The sequence below is a fragment of the Roseibium sp. AS2 genome, assembly GCF_038900065.1.
Taxonomy (GTDB): domain Bacteria; phylum Pseudomonadota; class Alphaproteobacteria; order Rhizobiales; family Stappiaceae; genus Roseibium.
This window is the reverse complement of record NZ_JBBMQN010000005.1, coordinates 1-13,574: the sequence shown is the minus strand read 5'-3', so window position 1 is coordinate 13,574 and position 13,574 is coordinate 1. Positions and strand designations below refer to the sequence as shown.

Genomic DNA, 13,574 nt, shown 5'->3' with positions numbered 1-13,574 from the left:
CCCAACGAAATTTAAACCTGTAGCTGCAACATAGCTGTTCACCAACCTTCGAAAATGGTGCAGCGTGCAATGTTGGGTCCGTGATTGTCCCCGGAATAGCCGGTTTGGTCTTTCGGACACCAAAAGCAATTTTTGAAGGAAAAACGCCGAATGGCACACATTTGTTTCATCGACAGCTCCGCAACCGGACTGAACGCCCTGACAACTGCCGAACGACTTGGGCACCAGGTGACGTTGATTGTACCGGAGGACTTGTCGTTGCTCACCATGATGAAAATGCCCATGAGCAAACTCGGTGCGTTTCTTGGAGACCGGGGCAAGATCCATCACATCGCGAATGCCGAAAGCGGCCTTGAGGCGACGATTGCAAAAATCCACGAAGAGCAGCCCATCGACGCGATATTGACCACGTCTGAGCTGGCAGTCATCCCGACGGCTGAAATGGCCCGGACATTCCACACCAGATATGATGACCCGGAGGCGCTTGCCAAGGCGGTCTACAAAAGCAGGTGCCGTGAAGTGCTTGCCGAACACGGCATCCGTTCGACGCGATTTGCGAAGGCATCTGACTTTGACAGCGCGCAACGGGCCCTGAGGACGGTCGGTTTCCCGGCCGTCATAAAACCCACCCGCGGGGTCGCGAAAGAAGCCTCCGCAATTGTCCGCGATGAAGCAGACCTCCGGCGGTTCTTCGACGCCGCTTCGGCCAGCACCAGGGTTTCGCCCGGCATGGAACGCTTTGTGAGTTCGGAATTTGTCGTTGAGTCCTATATCGACGGCCCGCTTTACTCCGCCGAGATCCTGGCCGTCGAAGGCAGGGTTCACCTTCTGACCACGGCACGCAGAGAACGCGCCGTGCATGATCCCTTGATCGAAGTCGCCGCTGCAATGCCTTCCGGGTTGTCCACCACCGTTCAGGCCGAGACGAAGGACTATCTTCAGTCCGTCTTCAATGCCGTCGGCCTAAAGGTTGGGATCTATCATGTAGAATTCATCCTGGGGTCTGAAGGACCTGTACTCGTCGAAATCAACCCGCGCATGATGGGCGGCATAGCGCCCATTCTATTCGAACAATTGACAGGGATGGATCCCTACGAACTGTTGATCAATCTTCATTTGGAGGCGGTTGAGCCCGACCGCATGCCCGTATTCGACAATGGCGGCGGCGCGGTGATTGCCGTTGGCGCGCCTGAAGGAGGCAGAATGCCGGACGATGCGGAGGAACGTGTCACGGCGCTTTTGTCGAACTACCAGATCACCAAAAACACCTTGGCAATTTCATCGGGCAAAACACTGCCCCGGTTTCAGGGGAATTTCAGCATTTTGGGGTTCCTTGCCCTTCGGGCGCCCGATGGTGCGGAGGCGCTCCGGTGCACATCGGAACTCCTCGAAAGGCTGGAACACTATCTGGACATGAAGATTGCCAGGATCAGTGTTTGAAATTCAGTTCCTGGAAGGTGCGCGCGGCTTCCGGCAGGGCTATTGCCGGTCTCGGCAGGCTTGTCACGTCTCCATTGTCCACATGGGCGATCAAAAATTGCGGACGCCGCAGGTCTGGCCCCGCTTCGACTGCCGATCTGATGACCTCCAAGGACGTGCCTGTTGTGACACGGTCATATCCAACCCCCCTGGCGATCGCGTCATAGTCGATCTGGGCCGAACAGACAGGATGCCCACCGACCGACGCATGCACGCCATTTGCGAGCACAACATGCGTGAGACGCACGCCTGCGGTCGAAGCGAACGCCGACGCGCTGGTTCCGTGCATGAGAAAGGAGCCGTCGCCGTCAAGGCAAATGACGTGGGCAGACTTCGAAGACCGAGCGATGCCAGCTGCAACACTGGAGGCAAATCCCATCCCGCCGACACAATGAAAATCAAGGGATGTATCTTCACCTCGTTCACCGCGCAGTTTCAGCAATTGCCGGGACGTGTGGCCGATGCCTCCCACAAGGACGTGGCTCTGTTTCGGCAGCTCAAGCAGCAGCGACAAAAGGGCTGTTTTGCTGATGCGGGGACTGACGACGGGCGTAGGTTGCGCTGGAGCTCCAAGTGAGAGTTTCACTCCCGGGCTGACCAGCAGTGCCACTCTGCTCTTCTCGTTCAAGGCCTCGCGGATCTGGTGGCTCAACCCTTGATCGAGCGGCCTGTCGATCTGCACGATGAAGAATTCGGCGGTTCGCAGCAATTGCGCCGTATGCTCACCGACTAGGCGATGCTGGGGTTCATCACTGTGACCGGGCTTCCCCCGCCAGCCCACGACAAGCGTCATGGGTACGTCGAATGCGGCCGTCGAAGACAGGGAAAGCAAGGGATTTAGGCCGTTAGGCAGTCCCGAATTCTGCATGTAGACAAGCGGTCGTTCGGCCGTTGCCAGCCAATTTCCGATGCCCATCGCCACCGCTGCCCCCTCGGACGCGGCAGGAACATGCGAAAATTTCTCACACGACGCCAGATCAAAGCACAACGCTTTCAGCGTTGAGTCAGGCACTCCCGACACAAACCTGTGTCCAGTGTCCTTCAGAAGCTCCACAAGGCTCATGTCAGCGGGGTACCGGAATGAGATCAAGAATATCCTTCGTGCTCGCCAGGTAACGCGCCGAAATCTGGTCAGGACAGCAATCGTAGTCCAGGATTTCCTTAGCCACCTGAACCATGTTGGGATAGGCAGCCCTCAAGAGCTGGTTGGCATAGATGACACCGTTGATGCCGGCGTCTGCCAGTTCAGTGATCGGTGTGTTCGCGAAGGTGGTCGGCACGACGAGCAAGGGTTGGTTATGACCCTGCCGTCTCAGTTCGCGGCTGAAGTCCGAAACTTCGGAGGAATCCTTGGCAGTGGAGTGAATGAGGATGGCGTCTGACCCCGCATCCAGATAGGCCTCCGCTCGTTCCAGCGCACGGTGCTGCCCTTCGCCGAGAATCAGGCTCTCGATCCTGCTGATGAACATCATGTCGCCGACGCCCGAGGCGGCTTTTGCAGCTTGGATACGCTCGCAGAAAACCTCAATCGGGGCCTGCTTTTGTCCAGCCTCCTGTCCGTAAAGCGAATTGCGCTTGACGCCGGTCTTGTCCTCCAGGCACAGCGCGGAAACGCCTGCCCGATCGAGCGAACGGGCAAGTTGATGCACTCTTTCCGGAAAGCCTCCCGTGTCGCCATCGTAGATCAGGGGCAAAGTCGAGGCTTCAAAGATCTCGTTGATGGTCGACAGCCTGGATCCGTTGTCGACAATCTCGATGTCGGGCTTGCCGCGAAGAGTGGCGTCGGTCAGGCTGCTTTGCCACAGGGCATCAAAGGTTTTGTTCGAGCTTCTGGTTCTGGAAGCAATCAGCGCGGCGAGACCGCTATGCGCTTCAATGATCCGCACGCAATCCTTGACTTCGAAAAGATGGCGGAGCCGGGCCTGCCGGTTTCTGGCCATGACGCCCTGCTCTTCCAGCGCCTGATGAAACAACGTCGAAGACACGCCCGTCGTATAAGGTACCTCAATCAACTCCCCACCCCATTCCTTCAGGGTGTCGACAACCTCCTGACGCGCGACGGATACCTTGTCTCCGAATTTCCAGTCATCGCCGTGAACAACGAATTTTGGTTTGTATTCAAGCAGGTTCGGCTTGTAGCTGAGGGTTTCCTGAGGCACCACGCGGGCAACGCCGGCAATGTTTTCAACGACTTTCGCCCGCTCCTTGTACTTCATGAACGGCACGCGCTTGTAGCTGGCGGCCGCCTCATCCGTCAGGACACCGACAATCACTTGGCCGAGTTCCCTGGCCTTGGTGACAATATTGATGTGGCCGGCGTGAAGCATGTCGCCCACCATTCCGACGTAGACCATTGATTGAGTCACTTGGTTTCCCTCAGTATTGTAATTCTGTCCAATCTCTCCGGGCGCTGGCCCGTTTTTTCGTTGCGTTGAAATCCTTGTTGAATTTTGCGGCCAGAGCGGCAATTTCAGCGCCTTCCCAGAGGCCCGGCGCATCGATCAGCCCCTGTTTGTAGGACATCCTGTAAAGTGGGGTGTCCTTGGCAATCAAATCCTGCCGCAGGCATTCCGAGAGGAGGACGGACCCGACGATCGGCGTCGCGGTGAAAAAGGAGGCGCTGTCGAATCCGGCTTCCTCGGCAAACCGGTAAGACCCCCACATTTCTTCCACCGTCTCTCCCGAATTGCCAAACATTGGAGGCATGCCGATGATGAAGAACCCGTGTGTCGACATGCCGAGAGACCGCGCATGGCGGATCAGGTGTGTCGTTTTGTCGAGATCCAGCGGTTTCTTGATCAGATCGTTGAGAACGCGCTGCACGCCGCTTTCGATGGCGAAGGTGACCTGGTAACATCCTGATTCCGCCATCAATTCAAGCAGTTCTTCATCCATGCGCCACAACGCCGTTCCCTGCGGCGTGCACCATGGCATATTCATCTCTTTCAGATGCTCAAACAGAAACTTGGCGTGTTTCTTGTCATTGGTGATGTTGTCGTCCTGGATATGAAACTCGTTGATGCCATAAGCGGATTGGAGCTGCGTAAGCTCTTCCAGGACATTTTCCGGGCTCCGGCGCCGCAACTTGCCGCCCCAGAAATTCGTGGTCGTGCAGAAGGTGCATTTTGCCGTGCAGCCGCGGCTGGTGTAGATCTGCGCCACACGATCTCCGACCGTGTAGGGCGACTGATAGGCACCGATCCGGAAATACTCCTCCATGTTGTAGAGATGCCAGGCCGGAAAGGGAATGTGGTCGATTTCCGCCCAGAACCCATTGGCGTTGCGATGCTTGTCGCGAATGAGCGCCATACCCGAACTTTCCACCATGTTCTTGTCGGCATCGATTGCGATGATGCTCTCGATCGCCTCGAGCGGGTGGTTCCCGTTCAGATGCTCCATGTATTGCAGAAACGTAGCCTCGGATTCGCTCAGGAACACCGCGTCCAGTTCAAAATCCTCAATGTAATTGTGCGGAAAGTAGCGGGCATGAGCACCACCAGTTGTCGTGACAGCATCGGGAGCAGCGCGCCTTGCTGCGCGAAACACCTCGGCGACCGCGTCCGACTGGTTGGAAAATATACTCGAAACACCCACCACATCCGGTGAGAAGTCCCGTATGCGCCGTTCGATTTCATCCTGGTTTATGCCGTATGTGACAAAATTGGGGTCGTCGACCACGGGCCTGGACTCGTAATAGCCTTCGACAAGGCAATCGAGGATCTCTACGTCATATCCATGCTTTTCGAGAACCGCGGCAATATAGCCTGGACCAAGCGGGTATGTGCAACGTGGCAGATCCCCCTTGTACAGGGTGGCCGGTGGTGAAATCAGCATGACACGCTGATATTTTCGGTGCTCCGGTTTGGTCGTGTTCTCCAGGAACCCGGTATAGTTCACCTTCGAAGTTTCGTTGGGATCGACATACAAGCGGCGTAAGTCATTGACACGGGCGACCATTTTTCTTCCTCAAACCTGTTTCAGTGATATCGCGACGACCAATGCCGTGAGATAGGCTGCAGGCATAAACAGCACGGTGATGAAATAGGGGGGCTTGATGATTGTGGCATTCGCAATCTGCAATGCGCCGGCCACCACGTAGAAAGCCGGCAGGAATTCCGCTGGCAGGAAACCGAACGCGGTCAGGACAACGGGGAAGCAGAGGAGATAGGCGGCATATGTTGTGGGCAGACCAATGTATCGCCGACCACCCTCGGCCCCTACGATTTCGAAATGTGCGAGCCGCCCAATTCCGGTCAGCACGAAAAACACCGCAGCAGAAATCGTGATCCAGGTCAGGCCCGAAACAGCCAGAAGCAGGATCACCGGCGCAAGTGAAAAATCGACGACATCCGCCAGCGTATCGAGATGACCTCCAAACTGTCGGGCTTCCCTGTCATTGCCGCAGTATCTCCGGGCGATCCACCCATCGATGTGGTCGAGACTTGCCGCAATGACGATCAATGTGGCCGCCAAGGAGACCCACCCTCCCAGAGCCGCGCTGATCGCAAGTATACCCAGAGCCGCATTCGCGGCGGTCAGAGAGTTCGCCCGGTCGACGTAGCGTGTGAGGAATGTAGCCGGCAAAGTTATGTCGCCTTGGTTTTGTAAATGAAAATCTCCCGTTAAGCGAGCACAACTTATTGACGAGTGCAACAATATTTTTTACATGTTTGATAAATCGAAATTTCGGCAACGCTTGACCGCGGGCCCAACAGGTCAAAGACAACAGAAAATAAATCTATCTAAAAAAATAGTATGGAGACAACATAATGACCGCCTATACCGCAGAGTATCAAAAATTCTCAGATGGAATATCAATTGTAAATGCAAAAAATATTGGATGGACTCAATTAAAAAACTATTTTGATGGAGAAATAGCGAAATCTATTTTGAATGATATTGATATTTTGTCGAACAATCCCCAAAAATTCAAAAAATGCATGTATTTTTTTGGAACCGACAATGAAGGTGATCGGCGCCTGGTGAGGATCGAACGACTGTGGGAATCACTACCTACGATAGAAAAGACGGGCTTGGGTGCACGGATCGTAGCGGATGCGGAAGCATTCCTGGGAGGCCCGGTTCAGCTTTTCAAGGACAAGGTCAACATCCGCTACGCCGGCAGCAAGGGCTATGCGCCGCATCAGGATTCCGCTGCCGGCTGGGAGGAGTTTGCCGATCGATTTGTCTCGATCGGATTGTTTCTGCATCCATCCGATCCATATCGCGGCGGGTTCGAAGTCGTTTCCGGAGCACACAATGACGGACGCTTCTCCAATGAAAAAGGTCGTATGAGCGAAGAAGTTTTTCAAGCGCTCAAGCCAACCGCCCTCGTGGCCGAACAAGGGGACGCGGTGTTGCTGGACAGCGAGGCACCGCACAAGACGCTGGACAATCAGAGCGATCAGAATTCCGTACACCTGCTCTTCACGTTCGCCCGTGTGAAGCAGGGAGACATCCGGTCCGCGTATTACGACGAGAAAGAACGCAGTTTTGCCGAGAAGCGAAACGGAAATGAGTTTGAATTCCGCGTATTCGCATTCTAGTCGCAATCCCCATGACAATCCGTCAGAAACTCGTTTTGGGAGCCCCCAATCCATGGACCATGCTCGATGAAGCCGCGGCCATCGCGCGCGATCGGCGATGTGTGATCATCACCGGGACGTCGTTTTCCGCGTCGGTTGCCCGTGATTTTTTGGCCAATCATGCCGGATTGCACGTTGAGTTCATCGAGATCACGGCTGATCTGCCGACGGCCGATGCCTATGATGTAGTCTGGCACAGAGCGTGCGAAGGAGAAACGCCAGGGGTCATCGTTGCGGTCGGCGGCGGCAAGGTTCTGGATCTTGCCAAGCTGGTTTCGCTTTGGGCCGGCACGCATCAGGAGCTACTGCTACATGTGCGGCGCGCCGAAGACACGACCGGCAAAATTCCCTTGCTGGCGGTGCCCACGACATTCGGCTCCGGCGCGGAAGCCACGCCTTTTTCCGTCCTCTATGTCGGTGGTTCGAAGAAATCCGTTGACGTGCCGCGTCTCCTGCCTGAAGTCGCAGTTCTTGACCACAGATTTTGTCAATCGGCCAGCCGCAACGTGAAAATTGCGGCGGGACTGGATGCTGTCTGCCAAGGGATTGAATCGCTGCTCTCGAAGCGACGCTGTGCCGAAAGCGAACAGCTTGCCGTCCGCTCACTCATGCTGTCCTGTTCAGCGCTCCCCGGTGCGATTGATGGAGACGATGTGGCCGAGCGGCGCATGGTCAGGGCGGCCAACCTGGCGGGCAGAGCCATCGCGATCACGCGCACGACGGTCCCGCATGCTTTGTCCTACTTGCTTTCAAGCAAGTACGGCGTCCCGCACGGTCTAGCGGTCGCCACCACCATGAGCCCTTACTTGCGTTGGCTGCAGGAGCAGGAGGCGGCCAAGTCGACCCTGTCCTCGTTTGGTCATGGAAGACCTTTGGAAAAGTGGGAAGGCCTCGTAAGCAGCGTGGACAGCACGCTGCGTGGAAGATTTGACGAGCTCCGGCGGCTGCATGGGGCCGAGATGGTGGAAGCTGTCAACATGGAGCGCTTGAGCAATGCCATGGTCCCCATCACTCCAGGGGACCTTTCGGCAATGATGGGGGGGGGGTGATGGGAGACCGATCCGTCGCAATCAAGCTCTGGTTCATAAACGTGCTCACCATCACGGCCACGGTCTCGATATATGTCTGGTGCAGCTACTCGGTCATGCAGCAATACGGATCCGTCTTTCTGGCAAGCGCCATATTCAGCCTTCAATGGATCGGGCCGATCTTTGGTTTCGGCTACATCAACCGGTTGTTCAAATTGTACGCAGCGCGAAAGATCGTCGGCTTCGCCTTATGCGTGATCATCGGATTTCAGGCCGTCCTGCTGTTGGATATGAATGTCTATGGTCCGTTCTTCCTCGCCGTTGTCGTGGGCACCGCCGAGTCGGTCATCAAGATTGCACGGCTGATAATCATCAAACGGTTTGTCCGACCGCGACTAATCGGCCAAGTCAACTCGTTCAGCGCCACCGGTCAGTTCATCGGAGGTGCGCTCGGAGGTGTGGTGTTCGCGACGACATTCGCCGGGTTCTCAGGCGTTTTGCTACCGCTTTGCACCCTGGTGTTCCTGTTCGCCTCACTGCTTGTCACGGCGTCCCTTCCCCGTGAAGATCTCAAGACATCGATTCCACCATCCTCGTCCACAGCCTCACAACTCAGGAGTGTCTGGTCCCATGTGACGACGAACATTCCCCTGGCAAGGGCGCTCGTGGGCCTGCTTGGTGTCTGCGCCCTCGTGCAAGGCTTTCATAATGTTGCGAGGGTCGGCTTGCCTGTCGATCAATGGTCGGGCGACGAATCCGTGGTCGGTCTGCTTCAGTCATTGGTGGCAGCCGTCACCATTGCCGGCGCCCTGTTCTATATGCTGATCGACAGAAAACTGGAGGTGACGCGGTTTGTGCTTCCGGCAAGCACGGTGGTCTTTTTGGCGCTCATCGGGGTTTCGCAAACCTGGGAGCCGCTGTCCGGCTTCGTCGTCTACGCGATCCTCATTTTCGTTTTTGAATACGTGTTCCTGTTTTTCCAGGCGTCCGTGGTTCAAGCCGCCGATCATGACAGGTCGACGGAAGTGTTCGCGTTCCAGTTCCTGATGATCAATATCGGCATGTTCTCCGCAGGTTTGCTCGGCGGAGCAATCGCCGAAACGTTCGGATACCCGGCTACCGCCGTGATATTCGCCACGGGCTTCATCGCTTCAATGATGTATGCGCGTCCACGCAGATCGATGCAGCCGTCGACGATGCCGCCAAATTGACCCTGACAATGGGCCAGGGCGGCAAATGCCAGGTAACCCAGCCGGGTTGCAAAGACTTGAGAAACGGGTCACGGCCAGAAGAATTTTCCGGATAGGTTTGAAGGTTGGGCGCGTCCATCGAACCAAGCCGACCCTGTCTTTCCCATGCCCGGAACGGGCCAGCTAAAAGCCATAACCGGATCATTTCGATGACACTTGAGACTTGGCCCTTATACGTTGCCGCCGTATTGGTTGCGGCAATCTCTCCCGGTCCCAATGTGCTGATCGTCATGACGCATAGCCTTCGGTATGGCTGGCAGAATGCGATATGGACCGTCGCGGGAAACCTTGTTTGCTTGTTTCTGGTGGCCTGCCTGGCTGCCCTTGGCATCGGAGCCATTCTGCAGGCTCAACCAGTGCTCTACGCAATCATGAAAACGGTCGGTGCAATGTATTTGATTTTGATGGGCGTCAAGATCATTCGAGGGAGCTTAGCGTCGGCCAGTATTTCGGACTTCGTGAGCAACGCAGAGACACGCCGCAAGGCTCCTGCTCCCATCACGCTGATGCGACAGGCCTTTATAGTGTCCGCCTCGAACCCAAAGTCAGTCCTGTTCCTGTCGGCCATTTTTCCGCAGTTTCTGGATCGCTCTTCGACGCTTGCACCGCAATTCGCCGTATTGTTTGCAACGCTTCTCCTGATCGTACTTGTTGTTCACGGATCGTATGCCGTTGCTGCGTCAAGTTTGCGACATAGGTTGGTACGACCAAAAGCACGGCAGTTGCTGGAAAGGTTTACCGGGGGAGCTTTCGTGATCTTGGGTGCGGGGGTTCTTGTTTCGAAGCAATAAATTGAAGAACAGCGTCATTAAAGTGTTGCTGCGTTGTGCATATATCTCGTCGAGAAAATATGGTTCTATCAACTCTTTGAATCCTTTCGCGAACTTCGAGTCCAATCATTCATTGGACCGCCTTTTGGAGATCCGCGACACTGGTGCCATGCAACCTGGTGACGCCTCTATTCTCCTCAAACGCGTGGATCCCGACCGGAATATGAACCGGTACTATCACCTATCGGTGGAGCCAAGCTTGTTCGGCGAATTTGCTGTGCGCCGGACTTGGGGGCGTGTGGGAACATTGGGCCGGTCTCGCCTGGATCTCTTCGCGGATGCGTTGTCAGCGCAGGCACACCAGCATAAGTTGGCAGCCCAAAAACACATGCGCAGCTACCGTCCGGCTTGAGACGGTGACCTGGTCCCAGGCCTATTGGCGCTACCTCCCCACCGCATGAGACCCGTTACAGAATCCCCCAGGCCCTGTATCTGTTACGGCCGGTGAGCTCGCGCTGAAGCGCGGTGCCGAGCTGCCGGATCTTGCGGTCGACGGCGGCGGCGGTAACGCCGAGGTTCTGGCGGGCCATGGGAATGGTCACCAAGGGGCTTTCCAGGAACATCTGAGCAAACTCCGGAAGCCTGGAGTGGCTTCGGCAAGACTGGCAATGTCGTGCCAATTGTCCCTGGGCAATCGATAGCCGATCCAACTGGTCCATGGTTTCTCGGGCGGCGGTTTCGAAACCGATCAGGAGGCCGGAGACACGTGTCTGGAACGGGTCTTTTCGGCGCCAGCGGATCGGCGATTTTCGAAGGCCCGCGGACAGGACCGGCAGATGGGACGTCGCCACCTCCATTTTCAGATAGGCGGCCGACAGGAGGCGGCCGAGTTCCGGCCATCCATCCAACGGCTGCAGCAACTGCCAAGCATCGAGCAATATCGCGGAAGTCAAAACCGGTGGTAATTTCAGCGTTCCGGCCTCGGTCAGGACGGCTAGCCAGGCGTCCAGGTGGTCGTGCCGATCGGATAGTTCCGTGTTGTGAGATTGAGGATTGACGGCATTTCGGGACGTCGAAAGGTGTGACGCCGGGACGGTTCCTTGCGCCAGCTGCCGGGAGCGTTCCAGGACGGTGTCGATCTCGGCGAGCAAATTCTTTTCCTGTTCCACGTCGTCTTCCGCTTGTGTGGAGAGCTTCCTCCCCTGCCCCACCAAGCGGACCCGCATATCTTCATCCTCAAATCTGTCCGCCTGCCGGCCGATCAGGATCAGAAGGCCATTGCGGCTGAGGAATTTTTCGGAGGCTGCCGGTCGATGCGGCGACGCAGCGCCAGAAGTCTGGCTGCCCGTGTCAGTTCGTGGGTCGGGGCGCGCCGGTCGGTGCCGGCGTCGTGCAGCACCAGATCCTCCAAATGCACCAGGTCGCCGTCGAGCGCCATGGAGGCGCAGGTGTCGAACAGGTGCGAGCGGCTGCGCACGCCATCGTTAAGCGAGGGCGTGCGCCGCAGCCGTTCGTCAGCCCGCGCCAGGGCGCGGCCGGCGCGATCGAGCGGGTCTGCGAGATCGAGCCAGCTGAGAGACTTCAGGAGCTTGCGGAGGTCATAAGGTGTTGACATCGGCTGATGATACTTCGACAACGATAAGTAACAAGCAGAAAAAATTCATTACTTGGATACCTCATCATGTGCCTTTCTAGCCAATGATAAGTAACTATTATCGATGATTAGATGTTTTGAATGCCGCATGTTAAAAATCGGGCTATGACACTCCCGGAGGAGCCCGATAGCCCATGACTGAAAGCCCCCTGATCGCCCCCGAGGTCGACCCGGGCGCCGTTTGCGATGCGGCTCTGAACGAAAAGATAGAATCCCTTGATGCGCTCGCTGCCATCCTGCCGGCGCTCGCCGGGCCGGAGCGCACCGACCAGCTGGCTGCCTTGCTCGGCGAGGAGGACATCGCCACTCTGCGTCATCTGGCAAGCGAAGGCATCGGCGAAAATTCCCTCAAGGCCCTCACCTCCGATTGTTCCTATCTGGAAGGCTGGTGCGTTGCGGCAACCGGTGAGCACCTCCCCTGGCCTGCCCCGGTGCCGTTGATCCTGAAGTTCATTGCCCATCACCTGTGGGACCCCGACAAAAAAAGGTCTGACCCGTCTCACGGCATGCCCGAGGACGTTGCCGGCACCCTGGAAGACCAAAAGCTCCTCAGAATTCCAAAAAATACGGTGGGCCTCCGGCCCCCGCATGCTGTCTCAACGGTGCAGAGGCGGCTGGCCTCCTGGTCGACGCTGCATCGCTGGCGCGGGGTTCAAGGAGACTTCTCCGCACCCGACGTGCGCTCGGCCCTGCGCCTTGCCATCCGCGTCGCCGACCAGCCCAAAGCCAGAAAGAGCCGAAAGGCACTGACGGCCGATCTCCTGGAACGCCTTTTGGCGACTTGCGACGGCATGGACTATGCCGCGCCCTGCCTCGTCGATTTGCGCGACAAGGCACTGCTGCTCGTCGGCTTTGCCTCCGGCGGCCGGCGGCGCTCGGAATTGTCCGGCTTGCGGCTGACCCAGATCGCCTCGGAGGATCCCCTGCCCGCGGATCCGAACGATCCGGGCAGCGACCTGCTGCAGCCGCCAGCCTGCGGCTCGGCCGCACCAAGACGGAGGATTCTTCCCACGACAACGCGGTGCATTTGATCGGCCGGCCCGTCGAGGCCCTCGAGATCTGGCTGGATGCGGCGCGAATTTCCGAAGGACCCGTGTTCCGGGCGATCGACCGCTGGGGCAACGTCAAGACCAGAAATCTGACACCCCAGTCGGTTAATACGATCGTCAAGGCCCGCTGTATCCGCGCCGGGCTGAACCCTGAGGACTTCAGTGCCCATGGCTTGCGCTCCGGCTTCCTGACAGAGGCCGCGAACCGCGCGATTCCCATTCAGGATGCCATGCAGCAGTCCCGCCACCGCTCCCTCGCCCAGGCATCGTCCTATTACAATGATGCCGGCCGAAGCCGAAGGCGGTCTGCCAGAATGCTGGGGTGAGCGGATAAAGATGTGTGATTGCAATGCGACCAGACAAGGAGCTTATAGGCCGGTGGGTGCATCCGCCGGGGACGAGGCAGATATGCGGGCGCACACTTTCCACACGGCTCAGCAACCAAAATGAAACTTGTCAGGCTTCCTTTGCCGCTTTCAAGTCTTCCGTATCCCCCAAGCCAGTGAGAACCAAAGCTTCATGGTTCGGAAATTCCACCGACAGCTTGAGCTTTCCGCCCATTGCCTCGACGTAGCTTCGCAACGTTGACAGCATCAGATCGCTCCGCTTTTCCATCTGCGCAACAGTGGCTTGCCGAATTCCCAGCGTCTTTGCGAGTTGCACTTGTGTGAGCTCTTTTGCTTGAATAGCCCCTAGATTTGTAGACGCCTTCTTTCCTAAATTTGAGGCAAGGAGGCCATGATGGGCACGAGCAATTTC

13 protein-coding genes and 1 pseudogene are annotated in these 13,574 nt (G+C 57.0%); 7 read left to right on the top strand and 7 right to left on the bottom strand.

The window, feature by feature from the left end; translation table 11 throughout:
• Positions 1 to 150 precede the first annotated feature (150 nt).
• Positions 151 to 1,440, top strand: a complete 1,290-nt coding sequence (locus WNZ15_RS15135) for an ATP-grasp domain-containing protein (protein ID WP_342893835.1) — start codon at positions 151 to 153, stop codon at positions 1,438 to 1,440.
• Here WNZ15_RS15135 and WNZ15_RS15130 read toward each other — a convergent pair.
• From WNZ15_RS15130 to WNZ15_RS15115, 4 genes are read right to left on the bottom strand one after another with little or no spacing between them, the layout of a single operon-like run.
• Positions 1,430 to 2,542 (bottom strand): thiamine pyrophosphate-dependent enzyme, encoded by a 1,113-nt coding sequence (locus WNZ15_RS15130; protein WP_342893834.1) that lies wholly within the window; start codon positions 2,540 to 2,542, stop codon positions 1,430 to 1,432. The genes WNZ15_RS15135 and WNZ15_RS15130 overlap by 11 nt on opposite strands.
• Position 2,543: 1 nt before the next feature.
• Positions 2,544 to 3,947: an isocitrate lyase/phosphoenolpyruvate mutase family protein gene (locus WNZ15_RS15125; RefSeq protein ID WP_342893833.1), complete on the bottom strand. Its 1,404-nt coding sequence runs from the start codon at positions 3,945 to 3,947 to the stop codon at positions 2,544 to 2,546.
• Positions 3,856 to 5,436 (bottom strand): radical SAM protein, encoded by a 1,581-nt coding sequence (locus tag WNZ15_RS15120; protein WP_342893832.1) that lies wholly within the window; start codon positions 5,434 to 5,436, stop codon positions 3,856 to 3,858. Before WNZ15_RS15120 ends, WNZ15_RS15125 begins: the two co-directional genes overlap by 92 nt.
• 9 nt (positions 5,437 to 5,445) lie before the next feature.
• On the bottom strand, positions 5,446 to 6,063 hold the full coding sequence (locus WNZ15_RS15115; RefSeq protein WP_342894358.1) for a CDP-alcohol phosphatidyltransferase family protein: 618 nt from the start codon (positions 6,061 to 6,063) through the stop codon (positions 5,446 to 5,448).
• 185 nt (positions 6,064 to 6,248) lie between these two features.
• Between WNZ15_RS15115 and WNZ15_RS15110 the strand changes: the two genes are divergently transcribed.
• The 5 genes from WNZ15_RS15110 (at position 6,249) to WNZ15_RS15090 (ending at position 10,524) form a co-directional block, all read left to right on the top strand.
• Positions 6,249 to 7,025 carry a phytanoyl-CoA dioxygenase family protein gene (locus tag WNZ15_RS15110; protein ID WP_342893831.1) on the top strand — a complete coding sequence of 259 codons (777 nt, stop codon included), beginning with the start codon at positions 6,249 to 6,251 and terminating at the stop codon, positions 7,023 to 7,025.
• 11 nt (positions 7,026 to 7,036) lie between these two features.
• On the top strand, positions 7,037 to 8,113 hold the full coding sequence (locus WNZ15_RS15105; protein ID WP_342893830.1) for an iron-containing alcohol dehydrogenase: 1,077 nt from the start codon (positions 7,037 to 7,039) through the stop codon (positions 8,111 to 8,113).
• A 233-nt stretch (positions 8,114 to 8,346) separates the two neighbouring features.
• A complete protein-coding gene (locus WNZ15_RS15100; RefSeq protein WP_342893829.1) occupies positions 8,347 to 9,303 on the top strand; it encodes a hypothetical protein in 957 nt (318 codons plus the stop codon).
• Between the two features lie 188 nt (positions 9,304 to 9,491).
• Positions 9,492 to 10,133 carry a LysE family translocator gene (locus WNZ15_RS15095; protein ID WP_342893828.1) on the top strand — a complete coding sequence of 214 codons (642 nt, stop codon included), beginning with the start codon at positions 9,492 to 9,494 and terminating at the stop codon, positions 10,131 to 10,133.
• 1 nt (position 10,134) lies between these two features.
• Positions 10,135 to 10,524 (top strand): WGR domain-containing protein, encoded by a 390-nt coding sequence (locus tag WNZ15_RS15090; protein WP_342893827.1) that lies wholly within the window; start codon positions 10,135 to 10,137, stop codon positions 10,522 to 10,524.
• Between the two features lie 55 nt (positions 10,525 to 10,579).
• Here the strand turns inward: WNZ15_RS15090 and WNZ15_RS15085 are convergent, their stop codons facing one another.
• Both WNZ15_RS15085 and WNZ15_RS15080 read right to left on the bottom strand, forming a co-directional pair.
• Positions 10,580 to 11,338 (bottom strand): DUF1612 domain-containing protein, encoded by a 759-nt coding sequence (locus WNZ15_RS15085; RefSeq protein ID WP_342893826.1) that lies wholly within the window; start codon positions 11,336 to 11,338, stop codon positions 10,580 to 10,582.
• 41 nt (positions 11,339 to 11,379) lie between these two features.
• The gene (locus WNZ15_RS15080) at positions 11,380 to 11,727 is read right to left on the bottom strand and encodes a hypothetical protein (RefSeq protein ID WP_342893825.1); all 348 of its coding nucleotides are present in this window, start codon (positions 11,725 to 11,727) and stop codon (positions 11,380 to 11,382) included.
• 173 nt (positions 11,728 to 11,900) lie between these two features.
• Between WNZ15_RS15080 and WNZ15_RS15075 the strand changes: the two are divergent.
• Positions 11,901 to 13,141 (top strand): annotated as a pseudogene (locus WNZ15_RS15075) (site-specific integrase).
• A 130-nt stretch (positions 13,142 to 13,271) separates the two neighbouring features.
• On the opposite strand, the gene WNZ15_RS15070 reads toward WNZ15_RS15075, so the two are convergent.
• A partial coding sequence (locus WNZ15_RS15070; RefSeq protein ID WP_342893824.1) for an XRE family transcriptional regulator occupies positions 13,272 to 13,574 on the bottom strand: 303 nt, incomplete at its 5' end.

What these genes read in the sequence shown, in the direction of transcription:
- WNZ15_RS15130 (WP_342893834.1), bottom strand. Translation starts at nt 2,542, where the DNA reads ATGAGCCTTGTGGAGCTTCTGAAGGACACTGGACACAGGTTTGTGTCG.
- WNZ15_RS15085 (WP_342893826.1), bottom strand. Translation starts at nt 11,338, where the DNA reads ATGCGGGTCCGCTTGGTGGGGCAGGGGAGGAAGCTCTCCACACAAGCG.
- WNZ15_RS15135 (WP_342893835.1), top strand. Translation starts at nt 151, where the DNA reads ATGGCACACATTTGTTTCATCGACAGCTCCGCAACCGGACTGAACGCC.
- WNZ15_RS15120 (WP_342893832.1), bottom strand. Translation starts at nt 5,436, where the DNA reads ATGGTCGCCCGTGTCAATGACTTACGCCGCTTGTATGTCGATCCCAAC.
- WNZ15_RS15095 (WP_342893828.1), top strand. Translation starts at nt 9,492, where the DNA reads ATGACACTTGAGACTTGGCCCTTATACGTTGCCGCCGTATTGGTTGCG.
- WNZ15_RS15110 (WP_342893831.1), top strand. Translation starts at nt 6,249, where the DNA reads ATGACCGCCTATACCGCAGAGTATCAAAAATTCTCAGATGGAATATCA.
- WNZ15_RS15080 (WP_342893825.1), bottom strand. Translation starts at nt 11,727, where the DNA reads ATGTCAACACCTTATGACCTCCGCAAGCTCCTGAAGTCTCTCAGCTGG.
- WNZ15_RS15105 (WP_342893830.1), top strand. Translation starts at nt 7,037, where the DNA reads ATGACAATCCGTCAGAAACTCGTTTTGGGAGCCCCCAATCCATGGACC.